This is a genomic window from Paraglaciecola sp. IT1134 (assembly GCF_058068185.1).
Map to the genome: position 1 here is coordinate 2,563,037 of NZ_CM176486.1, position 16,471 is coordinate 2,579,507.

Consider the following 16,471-nt stretch of genomic DNA (forward strand, 5'->3'; position numbering starts at 1 on the left):
CGGGATATTATGCATGGCTATTTACACCTGGCGCAAAGTGAATAGCGAGATTAAATAAGGGCGATTACACCTTAGCAACCCTGAGTTAGAAAGGCTATAACACCGTTTGAAAAATTAACCTAACCGCCCTTTGTTAAGCAATTCAGCGAACTGTTCGGTTTTTAACGGATGGGAAAATAGATAGCCCTGGGCGAAATCACAGCCCATGTCTTCCAGAATTTTCTGCTGTTCGGTGGTTTCTACACCTTCGGCTATCACCTTGATGCCAAGTTTTTTTGCCATCACGATAATCGCTTCACACAATACTTTATCATTGCTCACCTCTGTCATGGAATGAACAAAGCTTTTATCAATTTTAAGGTAATCCGTGGGATATTTCTTTAAATAGGAAATGGATGAAAAACCCGTGCCAAAATCATCCAGGGCGATATCCACCCCAGCCTGGCGGAATTGAAATAGCTTTTTGGACACACTCTCATTGGAGTCCATCAGCAAACTTTCGGTTATTTCTAATAAAATAGCTTCCGGCGGCGTGGATGATTCCAATAAATAATTTAGCCATTGGGTAATGCAACGTTCATGGTCGGTGTAGTGCACTGGAGAGGTATTAATACTGATTTGTAGCCTGGGGCAGAGCGTTTTACGCCAGTGTTTTACCTTGTTACATACTTGTTCCAATACCCAGTTACTAATGTCGATAATAAAGCCAGTTTCTTCAGCCAAAGGGATAAAATCTACCGGAGCAATTAGGCCCCTTGTAGGATGTTGCCAGCGGATCAGTGACTCCGCTTTGTAAATATCTCCACTTTGTAAATCCACTATAGGCTGATAGACCACATACAATTCCTGATTGCTAATTGCCAGGCGTAAGTCGTTGATCAGGCTCATTCGTTCAAGGGCCGCATCACGCATACTCTGGGTATAATAATGGTAGTTATTTTTGCCCATGGATTTGGCGCCGTACATGGCTTGGTCGGCATTTTTTAACAAAGTGGGTACGTCTTTGGCGTCGTTGGGATAGATGGTAATGCCTATGCTGGCCGAGCTATGTACGACTTCGTTTTGTAATTCATATGGGACAGACAACACTTTAAGGATTTTTTGCGCTGTGCGTTCGAGGCCTTTGAAATCAGGAATGTCGGTGAGGATGATCACAAACTCGTCTCCACCTAAGCGAGCTACCGTGTCTTTTTCTCGCACACTTTGTTTGATGCGCTGGGCACATTCAACCAATAAATCATCACCTACGCTATGGCCCAAGGTATCATTGATATCTTTAAAATTGTCGAGATCAAGAAACATCAAGGCCACCTGGGTGTGGTCTCTGTGGGCTGCATTTAACGCATGTTTAAGATGTTCGCCCATGATATTACGATTGGGTAAGCCGGTGAGTTCGTCAAAATTGGCTTGATGCCAAATCAGATCACTGCTTCTTTGTCGTTCAATGGCGATACTGGCCAAGTAGGCAAATTGTTCAATTAATTTTATATCGTTTTTGTCGGGGGAAGCGGGGTGATTATGATAAATTGCAAAGGTACCTAACGCGGTGCCAGTTGCATTTTTGATCGGCTGTGACCAGCAGGACCGCAGATTGGCCTTGGCGGCGAGTTTTTTCCATTTCCCCCAATAGGGATGAGTCATGATATCTTCAGCTATTACTCGTTCGCCAGTGAACATAGCCGTACCGCAGGAACCTTGGCCCATGCCTATTGCTAACCCTTCAATTGCCATATTAAAAAAATCCGGAAAAGATGGGGCCGCACCTACGGTTATATGGGACCCTTCGCCATCAAGTAACAATATGCTACACAGTATATTGCCGTATTCCTGTTCGACACTTTTGACTATGGTATCCAATATAGGCGCGATAGCCGTCGAATTAACGATCAGTTCTAAAATATGGTTCCTGATCCGACCGAGTTTCTCGTTTTCTTTAAGGTGTTTTTCCGAACGAACCAGCGCCCGGGAAATGTCATTAACCTCCAGCGCTTGCAGCTCAGACTCGGCTATGGCGGCTAAATCTTCCAAGATTGCAACATCGGTGATACTCATGGCGCGCGGTCGATTGTCTAAGATACACAGGGTCCCGACCTTGTGTATCTTATTGATCTTTAAAGGAACTCCCGCATAGAAACATACGTGCGGTTCACCTGTGACCAGAGGATTGTTGAGGAAATCCTGGTATTCCCGGGTATCTGTTATGATCAGAGTTTTGTCATGTAAAATTGTATGGGCGCAGAATGATATTTCCCGAGGTGTTTCGATTAAATCCAATTGAACCGCGGATTTACACCATTGCCGGTTCTCGTCTACCAGCGTGATAGATGCATGGGCGCAATCGAATATTCTGGTAGCCAAGCGGGTAATACGGTCGAATCTTTCCTCTGGTGGGGTATCCAGCAGCGCCAGTGAATAGAGGGCTTTTAGACGTTGCAATTCATTATCTGGTTTCTCTGCACTTCTCAAACATCGACTCCCGAGTATGTAATTGCAACTAATCAAATATAATTAGGCAGGTCGCTGAAGACCCATAGTATAAAGATGTAACGAAAAAGCCAAATTCTTTAATGCAGTGCGCAAAGTCTAGAGTTTACAATGCTGCGTTTTATTCAAATATTGTTTGATGGACTCGATTGGAAAACCGTAGTCAATGTTAATGTTTTGGCCGCTATTTAACAGGATTTGAATGGACTCTTTACGTCTACCTGGTTTGCGCAACCGAATACTATGCATGTCAACAAAATAGACTCGCTCTTCAATCGCCCCGTCAATCAAAAGTATAGAGTCATCATCAATGTGCAGGCTAGGGAAATGGCTTTGTTTGTAAGCCTTAAGCCAAAATTGCAAAGATATAATAGCGCTAATTACTAGGGCCAATGGGCCTAATACCAGCATGCTGTTTTGTAATACATTGAATAGATATTTTAGCTCGAAGTGGCTAAACGTCCATGCGAGGTAGATGCCGGCTAGGGCGAACAAGGCTAAGGGAATAAACAGTCTTTTCAGGGTTTTTACACGATATTTATTCGTGAGATATTCAAATTTTTGCATGGCATTCCAAGGAAGATAATTAAGCTAGTTGTTGGTTTGCTAAGTAGCTGGCTAATAAAAATACCAACGCATAATACTAAAATACGATTACCGGTACTGGGTAACCGGTTGGGTCAGCAGATGCCAATATCTGAAAACTTATGACCCCCGACATCACGATTTTTTTAAGACCGGATCGATGTCTACTAAAAACTGTAGACCAGGTAATTAAAACACCAAACTTTATACCATAATTTAGCTGTTTTGCCGAGCGGGTTCAGGCCTTATGCCCGGATATTTAGGTTTTCTGCCCGTTAGGCCACAACTTAAATTGGGGTAACTGCCGTTGGGTGAGACGAATGAGTCTGCTATTTTACGCTTCTATATACACCTAAGATACGTATGAAGCGTTCTTATCTGAAGTTTGGGTACGCTTGGTGATTATTTAGGTCTATATTAAGTATCTACCTCCCAACGCTGTGCAAGGTTTTATCTTGGGACGAGGCAAACATTCAATGTGTTCCAAAGGACGGGAATATGACTGTCGCTCCTAAAAAGCAGCGTAAAATCATTGTCGTTCATGGCGTACAACTAGGCCAGGACGAGCACCAAAATTAACTTCAGGCGATAATGGAGTTAGTCAATAGTCGCTTGGACAACCTGCCTTTAAATTTTGCCGCAGAAATGTTTCGTTATGAAAATTTATGTTTATTACCGGCGTTGTTTCTGATATCGATAAATGATTTATTCCCGGGGCGGTTACCTATTTGTGACGTACCGCGCTTTAAACATAATACACACCCTGAGGTTTGCACCCGGGGAAAATAATATCTTGAGACAATAACATGCAGGAAATATCAGGCTTGATTGATAGCCTTTATAAAAGCGAATACCGCAGACTGTTGGCGGTGTTAACGCGAATATTTGGCGGACATAACCTGCATTTGGCGGAAGATGTTTTGCAGGAGTCGTTTAACCAGGCGTTAGTGCACTGGAAAAGCACAAGCGTCCCAGCTAATCCGTCAGCCTGGTTAATACGGGTGGCTAAAAATCGGGCGCTTGATGTAATCCGGGCCAATAAAACCAAAACCAATTTTGCCACTGATCTTGGCCAACAACTTGTTAGTGAGTGGACTTTAAATCTTACCGTAGAGCAAGCTTTTAGTGAGGACAATATTGTCGACGACCAGCAGCGTATGATCTTTATGTGCTGTCAGCTGGAGCAAAAAACAGAATACATCCTGCCCTTTGTCTTGCGTTATTTATGTGGTTTAAGTATCAAGGCTATTGCTAGAGCCTTGATACTGGAGGTAACTACCGTTAAAAAACGTCTGCTACGTTGTAAAGCTCAGTTGAAAAATGAATATTTCGTGCAGCCAGATGATTCTCAATTAGTAACTGCCATGGATAGAGTACATACGGTTTTATATTTATTATTTAACGAAGGTCTGCATAGCTCCGATGACAAAGCGTTGATCAACCCCTTGTTTTGCCAAGAGGCGATAGGCCTTGTTGACTTGATGCTGGACATGCCGAGGCTGGCCAATCAAGACACCTTCGCCTTATTTGCGCTGATGCACTTTCACATTGCCAAGCTTGATGCCCGAGTCGATGCCAAGGGCTTTGGCATCCCCCTGAATAAACAAGATCGTAGCCTGTGGCATAAAGGTTATTTGCACACTGCCCAGCAGATGCTGGCGTTGGCGGCAAAAATGCCCAAAGGGGCAACCGGACGATTTTACCTTGAAGCGTTAATCGCCCAGCAGCATTGCCAGGCGATTAACTTTGAGCAGACCGACTGGCGGCAAATTATCCGCCTTTATGACAGCTTAATCGATATCACCGACTCGCCTTTAGCCAGGCTGAACCAGGCAATTGCATTAGGCTATGCCGGCGAGGTAATTCAAGCTATTTCACACGTTCAAGCCTTGGCCCAAGACAAGGTGTTCGCCAAGTCCCATCATGTTTGTGCGGTACTGGCCCACTTGCATGCTAAAGCCGGTGATAAACAAATGGCTCAACATTATGTCGGGCAGTCGTTAGAGCAAGGAGGTACCGCCCATGAGCAACGCCTGATGATGCAGCAAGTGGCAAGCCTGTTGGCGCAAGCCGACAGCAACAATCAACAGGTCGCTAACCCTTAGTGGCTAACACCTGTTGATTGAACGTGTTCACTCAATGACCTGGCGACTAATCCATCTTAATCACTTGGCGCACTTCAACCGTGATATTCGGATAAGAAAAAATAGGACAGTCTCTGGCGATATCTGTGGCCGCTTCGATATTTTGAGCTTTAACGATAGAATAGCCTGATACCAGTTCTTTAAATTCAGTGGCGGCAATATCTGTGACTACGCCCTCTTTAGTCAAGGTTTTCCCGGAGTAAGCCAGGGGAGACCCGCCAGACACCAACTGATCTTGCTCTTGTAACCTGCCCATCCACGCTCCCCAGCGCTGCATAGAGGCATCCATATCCTGTTTGGAAACATTATCCATCCAGTTCGGATCGCCGCCTTTGTATATCAACATATATTCGTTCATGATTTATCTTTCCAGTTTAGTTGTAGTTGATACTAATAACGGATTTTATCAATATCACCAATTAGATGACGAGCAAAGGACTAGAAAGGAGACAATTTATAACAATATTTTGCCAACTTAGGTTCACAGACCTTAGACTAAAGTATAATATTCTCTTAAATTGACGTTAAGCGTCTGATGTTAATCATAAACTTTATAAACCGTGGCAAATCCAACAAATTTTTGTTTGGGAATTGAACAAATACATACGTCAACCTTAAAGGCATCGTTAAATGATCAGTAGTAATTCATCGGTAGTGAGTCAGCAGATTAGTTTTGGGGAAACGGAAGAATTAGTGTCGACCACTGATATACGTGGCGTGATCCAGTATGCCAACACAAGTTTCTGTCGTGTTGCTGGTTATACTTCTGAAGAGTTAATCGGGCAAAATCACAGTATAGTGCGTCATCCGGATATGCCCAAAGCCGCCTTTGTCGATATGTGGAGTAAACTAAAAGCTAAACAGGCTTGGCGAGGCGCGGTTAAAAATAAAAGTAAAAACGGTGGTTTTTATTGGGTTGACGCCTATGTCACGCCAATCTATGAAAGCGGAAGTTTAACTGGCTATCAGTCGGTGCGAAAAGTGCTTAAACCGGGTTATCAGTCTGTTGCCGAGTCGCTATATGCTAAATTAAATGCGGGTAAAACCCAGGGGAATTGGGTTGAGCAAAACGGCTGGAGCAAGGATGTGTTATTTGTTGCGGCTACGTTGGCAATAGTGGGGCTGAGTTTTATCTCTGCTTACTTCACTCTGTTGTCGTTGCTACTGCCTTATATAGTGTTTAATGCTGAGTTACTCGGATTTCGTCAGCATGCCACCGCTATCAAAACCCGTTACGATAGTGTCTCCCGGACGATTTTCTCTGGAAACGGCAATAAAAGTGTGGTGGACTTTGCCGTGAAAATGTTAGAAAGCAAGGTTGGCACTATATTAGGGCGGGTCAAGGACAGTACTACTTCCCTTGATCTTGGGGTGAACGTCTTAATGTCAGCTGTGGGTACCACCAAAACCAGTGTTGAAAATGAAACCCGACAGTTGCATCTGGTTGCTGCGGCAGTAGAAGAAATGGTCACAAGTATCGATGAGGTTGCAAAAAACACCATTCATACTGCGGCTAAGGTCGACTCTGTTCACCAAGATTGCCGTGAGGCCACAACTGCCATGTCTAGTACGATGAATAAGGTGGCGGCATTGGCAGTAGATGTTGCCAATTCGGCCAATTCGGCAGCAGGTCTTGCAGAGGAAGCCAAACGGATTGGCGACATTATGCAAGAGATCCAAAGTATTGCCGATCAAACAAACTTACTGGCATTAAACGCTGCCATTGAAGCGGCGCGCGCTGGCGAACAGGGACGGGGGTTTTCTGTGGTAGCGGACGAAGTGCGTGCATTGTCTAGCCGCACGCACGGGGCGACCACCCAGATCCAATCGTCGGTGGTTGAAATCCAAGATACCTTGCTTAGATGGTCAAAAACTATGGAGCAAGGAAAAGCGGCGGCTGAATCCTGTGTAGATGAAACCAGAGAAACACAAAATGTCGTTAATAAAGTGTATGACGACGTGGCAGATATTGCTGAATTGGCCAGTCAAATCAGTGTGGCGTCTGAGCAGCAAAGTATTGTGGCGCAAAGCATCAGCGAAAGCATTGTCAATATCAGTGATGCCTCACAACACAATTTAACACAGGTGGAAAAGGTTGAGTTTGAAGCTAAGAGCATATCGGCGCGCTCAAAGAATTTGGCTTCCATGGGGCAGACTTTTGGCTGATGGTACGATGGGGCTTCTGCCGCAGCGTGTGAAGATCAATCGCCCTCGCTGTAAATCGGGGGGATTAATAATCGCGGTTGCCAATTGAGCATCTTAGGGGCTTTCTCGGTTAACCTATGCTCGATAAAATTTATTCAGCATAAGGCATATTGACCTAATGACGGCAAAACTAACGACTTTTACATTGATGACGATTTTATTTGTCAGTCAGTCGTTTGCCTTTATTACAAAGGACTGCTAGCAGCACCGGGTCTGTCTATCCAATCCACAGTGCATAATATGGGACACTCTCTGTCAGGCAATACAGTCGTGAGCGCCTTGGGCATATGCATAGCGCTGATACCAGGGAACTGGCTGACACTAAGCCCGCCAAGCGCTTTTCGGCGTCGCGTCTTCAATGCGTTTTAAATGTATTCGACCCAACCCTTTTTTCACTTTCACAGCAATGGTAATCAGCTTCTTTCTCTACTATTTGCTGTGCTATCTTTGTTTGGCAGCCCATCGCATCAATGGATACCAGCGCACCTTTTACCTCCAGTAGCTTAATGAGCGCTGGGATGGCGGTAATTTCATTCGATTTTTGTTCGGTTTTAAGCTGTCCCATCACCACTTTGTTGGCACACGCAAACGCATTTACCATGTGAATAGTGGACTGCCTATCCCCTCGTTGGTACGAGCTACGTAATGTTTTTCCATCGATGGCGACCACTTCGCCTTCAGTCACCTGATGCACCTCCTGCATCCAATTTATAAAGCATTGCCGGAACTGCTCAGGTTCAATTTTAGAGATAATACGGGCAATGGTGTCATCGACCGGCACGCCATCGATAAGAAAACCCTGTTACTTGAACCAGTCGTGGTGACCTTCAGCGTAATCATAAATCTCAGACCAACCTTCTGCGCCTGCTATCACGCCACAAAGGGTGACGAACAACACATCACACAACGGATAGGTGACTTTAGCGGATTGACGTTGGTCGATAATGGCACTGAAATGAGTCGTAAACGCTTCGAGATACATAAAGGCCTCCACAAAAGGGAGTATAAGATCACAGCTACCTATAAAATCAAAGAATTATCTTAACGAAAAACTCTAATTGTCTAAAAAATGTTCACGATCTCGCCCTGTGAAGACAAGGTTATTTTACACAGTAGGGAGTTAGTATTGGAAAAGGCAAAAATGGCGAACCGATTACGCTGGTCCCGTGATGTCAGGAATTGCCAACCGGCAGGGCCAGTATCATTGAATCCAGAGAAGGAAAGTATAAAAAATGAGCAGGAGAATGTAGCCTAACAAAAGTTGGGAAAACAGTGCCAACTATCTTGAAAACCACCGGTATTGTCCAAAAAAGACAGATTTAAAAAATGTGACTCAACATCAATTGAGCAAGGTAGAAAACTCACTCAATAATCGACCGAGAAAATGCTTGGAATTTAAAACGCCAAATGAAGTCTATAATGAACTAAGTGGTGCACTTCGTTTTAGAATCTAGGGTTTACATAAATTGTACTTTAAAATGGATGTTTACATAAACTATTGAAAAGCCAATATAAAATATATACATGAGGGCGTTGTAAAAATATGCTTTGAATTGTATTCGACAGTTTGGGGTGTTTAAACAAACCATTTTGTCGTTAACTAAATTGTTAGGCCCAGGAACAAAAGTCTATGAAGATTAGAAAAAAAAATCTCGGCTGGCTGTTACTCATGGCCATCCTAATCACTGCCGGGGGAGAATTATTTGCAAGATACTATCTTGGCTTAGGCACGCCTCCTCTTACAGTAACAGACCAGACAATTGAATATATGTTTAAGCCTGATCAAAATCTCTTTCGGTTTGGTAACCACATTATCATAAATCATTATGGGATGAGGTCGGGTTCATTTCCTCCACAAAAAAGGGGAAATGAACATCGGGTTATGGTATTTGGTGATTCGGTATTGAATGGCGGCAACTTAATTGATCACGCTGAGCTGGCAACTAGTATTCTACAAGACGAATTGACTGAAATTACCGCAGGAAATGTGGTTGTGGGTAATATTTCTGCGGGTAGTTGGGGGCCAGGAAACTGGCTTGCTTATGTCAAAAAATACGGCTTTTTTGAAGCTGATGTCGTGGTCTTAGTGATTTTAAGCCATGACTATAGTGATAATCCAACTTTTCATCCTCTTAATTCAAATACACACCCGACAAGTAGACCGTTCTCAGCGCTGGTTGAGGGCTTTACTCGGTACTTGCCAAGGTATTTACCGAATTTTTCGTCGAGCGCAAATGCAAATGAGAACGATCATTTTGCAGTACCATCTACTGAAGAAGTTGCCGAGGGGCTTGATGATTTAAAGAATTTCTTGATCCTGGCGAAAAATAATTCCAAATCAGTCTTGGTGTTTCAGCATTGGGAAAGAGGTGAGATAAATAAAGATAGAGCAAACCCCGGCAATGCTCGAATACGTGAACTATGTGAAACAATAGGAATAACTGCGATACAGCTTGAACCATATTTCACAGAATCAATTAAGAATGGAAATAATCCATACCGAGACAATATTCACCCGAATCCAATAGGGCAACAGTTGATTGCAAAGGCGATATTGGGAAACATGCCTAATAAGCTGTTGAACTAAGCCGCTACGCGGAGCCTGCGCCTCTCCGAATTTAGACCACACTTATCGATAGGAATTGTTCCCCTTTATCGAAGGAGATAAGTGATGAACATCCTATCGCAACAACTCAGTGATGAAATTAACGCTCGAGGCTATTCTGAAAAGACCCTTAGTGCCTATTGGGCTGCAAGTGACCATTTAATTCGTTACTTCGAACAACCCGTTTCAGATATAAGCGACGAGGCACTTGGCGCTTATTTCAAACATCTCTCATTAGAGAAGAAATTATCCAGGGCGACGATCGCCTTAAAATTTAACGCGATCCATTTTCTATTTGCCAATGTGCTGCATCGCGAATTTGCCATTAAAGTGAGTTGGCCGAAGAAACAACTCAAAATACCGGAGTTGATGTCGCGAGCTCAAGTACAGAGCATCATCCAACACTGTACACCAGAAAAGTACCGTGTGATGTTGTCGATACTCTATGGTTGTGGTCTACGCATTAGTGAGCTTTTGAATTTGAAAGTGCAAGATATTGATGGGGAGCGCTGCACGTTTAAGATCCGATTAGGGTAAGGCAATAAAGACCGATTTGTCGTCATTCCCCCGTCGTTGCTTGGGCAATTAAGACGGTATTGGTGTCATGAACATCCCCGTGACGGGTTGTTTCCAACCGGTTTTCGAGGGAATTATCCTATCAGTGACTCATCACTTAGAAAAAAACTCAAGGCCACCCTGCAAATGGCCGCATCGTAAGGTGTCGAGTTAAGCGTTGATACGGGAAACTATTGAGCCGCGAAATCCACACTTAAGCGTGCTGACCTTGTTGGGTGAAGGGGAAGGCAACACGACTAATCGATGAAATGTCATAAACTGCGGTGCTAGTGATTGGTTGACGCTTCGCAGAAGTAATCAAGACACGATAATTCTTCCCACGATAACTCTTGGATAGCTAGGGGAACCCAATTACTTAGGTTCTATGTTTATGAACCATTTAATAAACAAGTAGCAACATCGGGTAATGGAACTATGATTTCATTTTTGGCTCCTAATATTGCTTGTGTTAATGAATCGTACTCTGCGGCACTTAAATTTGGTGGCACCGATGAAGGAGCACCAAATGAAAGAGAGCATTATGGTGCAGGTTATTACGGAGCTTATATTCGAGATCCTGATGGAAATAAAGTTCATATTGTTTGCCGAGGTGACATCTAAGCCTAACAATCGCTTTAAACGAAAAAAATGTTGTTGGCTGTTTTACTCCATTCAACATTTTAGCCAACAAAATCTTCCCGCTTAAGAGGGCGGTGAGCGACCATGGGGGAAAGTAGTAGTTGAGCCGTATTGTTTTCTGCGGCTTTGTGGCTTTTTTTGTAGTCGCGATCATTGGCTATCATACCAGAAAGTTGCCTGGGAGTGGCATTTCGGAGACTACCAGCGCCAAAACGGATTTCTAATTCCCAGTCACGGGGAAGTTGGTTGGTACGCCGATGGAAAACTACAGCTTGTATGGAACGGGGAATTAACCAGTGTGCGAATTAAAATTGATTGATAACCCCTTTTGCGGGCGCGCGCGCACGCCCAATAAATTATTGCATGTGATGTCTGACCCGCTGCCTATTTTTGCTGCCGCAAGAACAGGCATCGTCTCAAACTCACCTGAACTCGGAGGATAGGCCTAGATTATAGGAGAAAAGTACGATGTTTATATCTGATCGTTTTGTTTATCTTGAGCTGCATAAAACAGGATGTACTCATATTCGAAATACCTTGAAAGATCTGCTTGATGGGGAATTAGTAGGAAAGCACAATCAAGCAACTCCAGATTTATTTAATGGAAACAAGATATTTTTGGGGTCAGTACGAAATCCATGGGCGTGGTATACATCGCTATGGGGTTATGGTTGTGATAACAGAGGAGCAGTTTTTAGCAATGTCACAAAAGCAAATGATGATATACGTGGTTTGGGTTGGATAAACAATCCTTATGCTGCTTTTTTAAAATTACTTGCAATTCGTTCTAGAAACCCAAAAGCATGGAAAGATACATATGCAAACATTAATGATGCAAGTGCCTTCAGGGAGTGGCTGAACATGATGCATGATGAAAAATACATGGCCGATATCGGCGAAGGCTACAGTGGTTGCACAGTAAGTCGAGCTGCGGGGCTTATGACATTTCGCTATCTAAAACTATTCTGTACAAAATCGAACGAACTACACGTGCTTAATAAATTATCGACCGTTAAACAAATCAAGGAATATGAACAAAAAAACTGCTTTGTAAACCACTTTATTAAAAATGAAACCTTGGAAGCGGATCTGTTTCGCGGTCTTAGTAATTATGGTGTGGAGATGTCAGGAAATACGAAGTCAAACGTGATATCAAGGCCTAAGACAAATACCTCCTCTAGAAAGAATGGTCCAGAGTACTACTACGACATAAAATCAGCGAACCTTGTCGTCGAGAGAGAGCGATTAATTATCGAAAAATTTGGTTATGTTGCCCCCAGATTCGAAACAAGGCCCTAACAAGGCGCTTCACTCCACCGAGGAGTAATCAAAGGGAGTAATCAAAGGGAGTAATCAAGACACCCACGATAACTATCGAGTAATCAAGACACCCACGATAACTATCAATGACACGTTAGCATAAAGGCGTCCCTCACAGCGTTGAATATTTAAAATGGATATCTGTATAAACTAATATAAATTAGGGATACCCAGTTGGCGTTTACCGCGATCGGGTTTATCAATTTCCACACGCCGAACGGGTTAAGGTTGGTATTGGCCTGAGCGAAGCTCAGACATAATACGTTTCCAATTCCCATCCTTTGCCCAAGTGGGGAAGTCATCAATGGTCATCCCATCAACGCCAGCGGCCCTTTATTGGCTTGAACCCGTTTCCATGCCTTCAATATATTAGAATATTGGAGAATAGGCTCAAGTAGATACACGCTAAAGGCTGGCTACTTGTCGGTACGCTGAGTCACGTTGCTACCGGACGGCATTCGTGTGCTCAAGTCTGACAAGGCTCCTCCTTTGTTCTAAATGTTCTGGTGGGGCGCCCATGCGACTTCAACGTGTCTCAACCTTTACGATGGGCGTTTGGCTACTAAGCCGTCTGCTGACTTCTGCTTAATCACAAGACGGCTACACCGTCCCGCGCTATCGGTTTTCATCTATTCGCTCTATGCTGCTGATGATTTCAGCACAGCCAAGGCATTTGTATACCAGAGCTTTACTGATTAGTTGCCGATCGCTTGTTAAGCAGATCTCCGGAAGGCCGGCCCCACCCAGATAAGAGCATAAACTTTCCCTGCACTGCTGCATCATTTACGGTGGCCGTTAGATCACATGGCTTCGTCGTCTTGTGCCAACTCGCCTTCAGCCTACGCCTCGTATGACGTTCTAGTTCATCAGCTCGCAGTTTTGCGTCCGGCTTCCTTAAGACCAAACCTCACGGAGGCCGGCTCCCGGTTTGGCCCTTGCCATTTGCTAGTAGTTAACGTTTAATAACAATAAGTTACTTAAACGGCGATCTTCCTACAGAGGACTTTCATCCGGGGTGGACTGCGCTCATTAGTTCATGCCCATGCTGGGCGTACACAAAACATTGCACCGGACAAGCCGGTGAATACGGCGTTAATAGAAGTTTAATGCAATAAGGAAGTTTAGGTTTTGTTTAAATTAAAATAGGGAAAAATTATGAAGTATATTTGTATTTCAATTATTCTGCTGCTTTCTGTGCTGAGTACTAGTAGCAAAAGTTATAGTCAAGATGAATTTCCAATTCTGAAAGGTCCCTATATGGGGCAAAAGCCACCGGGCATGATGGCGGAGCCCTTTGCACCCGGCATTATCTCCAGAGAAGGCTGGGAGCTTGAGGGCGTGTTCGCGCCCGGCATGAAAGAATTTTACTTCACCACAGGAGGCGCAAAATACACACACACCACCGTTATCGGCTTCCGTCAGCAAAATAATGTCTGGAAGAAATACATTGAATTCACGCGCAGCGGTGAAGTTGTCCTCTCGCCAGACGGCACGCGCATGCACATGGCAAAAGGTTACAAGGACCGCATGGGCGACGGCTGGTCAGAGCTCAAAAGCCTTGGCCCCATGTTTGACCGAGAGGATTGGGGCATCATGCGCCTGTCGGCCTCAGCAAAAGGCACCTATGTGTTTGATGACTATAAAAGTAATGACGTGATCCGCATCTCAACATTCAAGGACGGCAAGCGCCAAGCACCCATACAAATGGGCCCGATAGTCAACACAGGCAAATGGACAGCCCACCCCTTTATCGCCCCGGACGAAAGCTACCTGATTTGGGATAGCGAGCGGGAAGGCGGCTACGGGGGCTCTGATCTTTATATTAGTTTCCGACAAAAGGATGGTTCATGGGGCCCTGCGATCAATCTGGGCGACAAGGTCAATTCCGATAAATGGGATGCCTATGCGAGCGTCACCCCTGACGGCAAGTACATACTCTTCAACAGAGGCATAGATGACGATAATCATAATGTAGATATCTACTGGGTGGATGCAAAAATTATTGAGAATCTCAGGCCCAAATCATAAGCCATATAATCGCAGCAAGAGCGAAGGCAAAAGACGGCGCGCATTCTGCGGGCGTTAAATTTCTCACGGATGGATTTGTGAATTTCAGAATTATTAAAAATGCTTTAGTAATTGTAACTGTATTAGCTGTATGTTTTGCCGCTTTCTTTAAGGTAAAGCAGTACAAAGATGAGTACACGTCTGATTTTGTTGATGAAACTGTATATTCTGCGGTACTAGGTGAAAACAGGAAGGTTTTTGTTCGGCTACCTAGTGGTTATGATCGAAGTAAAAGCTACCCACTAATTATTAAAATTGACGGTAATTTCAATCTGAAGCGGTGGGATGAAACACTGGCTGGGCTAGGACCGCAGGGTATTACTGAAGATTCGATAGTTGTTGCAATACCTAATTTATTTTGGGTTGATTCGAGAAACAGGGATTTGGTTCCTCCTTATGCTCGACGTGACGTAAGTATTGAGGCGCGCCCTGAAGGGGATGATAATCCGGATATATTTGGTAAAGCTGACGTGTTTTTGGAATTTATCGAAACTGAATTAATCCCGTATATTGAGAAAAAATATTCTATTAACGACAACAGATTGCTAACTGGCTTTTCGGCAGGTGGGAGTTTGGTGCTATATGCAATTGTAACTAAACCGCATCTATTTAGTGGTTATTTTGCTTTTAGTCCAGCAGCTTGGTATGACGATTCAGTGGTTGTAAAAGAGTTTGCGAAGAACTTGCCCGTAGCCAATGGCAAACCTATTTTTTTATACCTTAGCTTAGGTGTAGAAGAGAACGAAATTATTACGGCGTCTTTCAAAGGGTTACTTAGTGCATTAGAAACCAATGCGCCTGCAAATTTACAATGGGCGTACAGTTATAGCGAAGGAGCTGGGCATGTTGCTAACCCTTATATTTCTGTACCTAAAGCGCTTTCTAAGTACTATGAGTTTTGGGCAAAAAAAATTTAACAAGGCCAGTCAGCAACGCTCAATGCGTGGGCTGGACTTCAAACCTGCTGCGTGGCTTTTCGGCCGCCGCTGGCTGCGTTAAACCTACTCGGAGATTTCAGTGGTAACTGTTAGAGAAGCGAAATTATCAGATATCGATATTGTTTATGATTTGATTATTGCTATCGCAAAACACCATAATCAAGAGCAATATGTAATAACGACTAGAGATGAATTAATCAACTCTGGATTTGGGGATATCCCTTCATTCGGTGTACTACTGGCAGAAATCGACGGTGAAGTGACGGGGTATTGCTCTTACACATGGAACTATTCAATCTGGTGTGGTTCAACCTATATGAATATTGATGATGTATTCGTATGGGAAAAATTCAGAGGAAAACAGATAGGCGAGTCTTTGATGTTTAGAGCAAAAGAGGTTTGCTTAGCTAAAGGGGCTAGTCGAATTAAATGGGAAGTTGAACAAGATAACCATGGTGCAATAAAGTTTTATGAGCGTTTAGGCGCCAACTTGGATATTAAAGGTCTTTTCCGATGGGATGTTGCATCGTAGGCTTAATAAACAAGGATCGGTCGCGAGCTTTTTCCGCGACTTAATCCTGTTGTTGGGTAAGCCCGTTTGGACGTTTTCTGCTTATATAGTAGATATATCGATAGATGATTGAGGGTAAGTAAGCCATTGTTGTGACTTGCCTTTTTTATAGGCGAGTTTGGCTGAGACCACCATTATTACTGCTTTAGCCATCTGTGTTACCGCCCTTTTTAAATTCTTTTTATCCTGTCACCCCCTTGGTTGTTTTTACTCAATGTGGCGTGGGTGCATCGCATCCTGTGCCTAAGCGCAATCCATTGCTGTGTAACTTCGCGGTACCAGTGGCATGAGTTTGTTTCGTTTCATCCAAATCAGGCGCCGTGTTGTGCCACAGTCCGGGCAACTCATCGTTGCGTTA

General features: G+C 43.9%; 13 protein-coding genes and 1 pseudogene. 9 read left to right on the forward strand and 5 right to left on the reverse strand.

The features are described 5' to 3' along the window. Positions 1–114: 114 nt before the first annotated feature. Positions 115–2,466 carry a sensor domain-containing phosphodiesterase gene (locus AC3RV5_RS11070; protein ID WP_489731977.1) on the reverse strand — a complete coding sequence of 784 codons (2,352 nt, stop codon included), beginning with the start codon at positions 2,464–2,466 and terminating at the stop codon, positions 115–117. Positions 2,467–2,583: 117 nt separating this feature from the next. After that, complete coding sequence (locus AC3RV5_RS11075; protein WP_489731978.1) at positions 2,584–3,051, reverse strand: hypothetical protein; 468 nt, start codon at positions 3,049–3,051, stop codon at positions 2,584–2,586. Positions 3,052–3,875: 824 nt separating this feature from the next. Here AC3RV5_RS11075 and AC3RV5_RS11080 point away from each other — a divergent pair. Continuing rightward, complete coding sequence (locus tag AC3RV5_RS11080; protein WP_489731979.1) at positions 3,876–5,174, forward strand: RNA polymerase sigma factor; 1,299 nt, start codon at positions 3,876–3,878, stop codon at positions 5,172–5,174. A 46-nt stretch (positions 5,175–5,220) separates the two neighbouring features. Here AC3RV5_RS11080 and AC3RV5_RS11085 read toward each other — a convergent pair whose 3' ends face one another. Then, a complete protein-coding gene (locus tag AC3RV5_RS11085; protein WP_489731980.1) occupies positions 5,221–5,571 on the reverse strand; it encodes a YciI family protein in 351 nt (116 codons plus the stop codon). A gap of 272 nt (positions 5,572–5,843) precedes the next feature. Here AC3RV5_RS11085 and AC3RV5_RS11090 point away from each other — a divergent pair, with 272 nt between their 5' ends. Further along, positions 5,844–7,379, forward strand: a complete 1,536-nt coding sequence (locus AC3RV5_RS11090; RefSeq protein WP_489731981.1) for a methyl-accepting chemotaxis protein — start codon at positions 5,844–5,846, stop codon at positions 7,377–7,379. 448 nt (positions 7,380–7,827) lie between these two features. Here the strand turns inward: AC3RV5_RS11090 and AC3RV5_RS11095 are convergent. Further along, positions 7,828–8,400 (reverse strand): annotated as a pseudogene (locus tag AC3RV5_RS11095) (ISAs1 family transposase); the annotation flags it as partial. Between the two features lie 648 nt (positions 8,401–9,048). Between AC3RV5_RS11095 and AC3RV5_RS11100 the strand changes: the two are divergent. The 3 genes from AC3RV5_RS11100 to AC3RV5_RS11110 all read left to right on the forward strand — a co-directional run bounded on the left by AC3RV5_RS11100 (position 9,049) and on the right by AC3RV5_RS11110 (position 11,199). Then, complete coding sequence (locus AC3RV5_RS11100) at positions 9,049–10,005, forward strand: SGNH/GDSL hydrolase family protein (protein ID WP_489731982.1); 957 nt, start codon at positions 9,049–9,051, stop codon at positions 10,003–10,005. 84 nt (positions 10,006–10,089) lie between these two features. Then, the gene (locus AC3RV5_RS11105) at positions 10,090–10,560 is read left to right on the forward strand and encodes a tyrosine-type recombinase/integrase (RefSeq protein WP_489731983.1); all 471 of its coding nucleotides are present in this window, start codon (positions 10,090–10,092) and stop codon (positions 10,558–10,560) included. A gap of 453 nt (positions 10,561–11,013) precedes the next feature. Continuing rightward, positions 11,014–11,199 (forward strand): VOC family protein, encoded by a 186-nt coding sequence (locus AC3RV5_RS11110; protein WP_489731984.1) that lies wholly within the window; start codon positions 11,014–11,016, stop codon positions 11,197–11,199. A gap of 59 nt (positions 11,200–11,258) precedes the next feature. Here AC3RV5_RS11110 and AC3RV5_RS11115 read toward each other — a convergent pair whose 3' ends face one another. Beyond that, entirely contained in the window at positions 11,259–11,381 is a 123-nt protein-coding gene (locus AC3RV5_RS11115) for a hypothetical protein (RefSeq protein WP_489731985.1), read from the reverse strand. A 304-nt stretch (positions 11,382–11,685) separates the two neighbouring features. On the opposite strand from AC3RV5_RS11115, the gene AC3RV5_RS11120 reads away from it, so the two are divergent. The 4 genes from AC3RV5_RS11120 (at position 11,686) to AC3RV5_RS11135 (ending at position 16,074) form a co-directional block, all read left to right on the forward strand. Next, positions 11,686–12,516, forward strand: coding sequence for a hypothetical protein (locus tag AC3RV5_RS11120; RefSeq protein ID WP_489731986.1), 831 nt, complete (start codon positions 11,686–11,688; stop codon positions 12,514–12,516). Positions 12,517–13,692: 1,176 nt separating this feature from the next. Then, positions 13,693–14,565, forward strand: coding sequence for a TolB family protein (locus AC3RV5_RS11125; protein ID WP_489731987.1), 873 nt, complete (start codon positions 13,693–13,695; stop codon positions 14,563–14,565). Between the two features lie 77 nt (positions 14,566–14,642). Continuing rightward, positions 14,643–15,521, forward strand: a complete 879-nt coding sequence (locus AC3RV5_RS11130) for an alpha/beta hydrolase (protein WP_489731988.1) — start codon at positions 14,643–14,645, stop codon at positions 15,519–15,521. Between the two features lie 100 nt (positions 15,522–15,621). Next, positions 15,622–16,074: a GNAT family N-acetyltransferase gene (locus AC3RV5_RS11135; protein ID WP_489731989.1), complete on the forward strand. Its 453-nt coding sequence runs from the start codon at positions 15,622–15,624 to the stop codon at positions 16,072–16,074. The last annotated feature ends 397 nt before the right edge of the window (positions 16,075–16,471 follow it).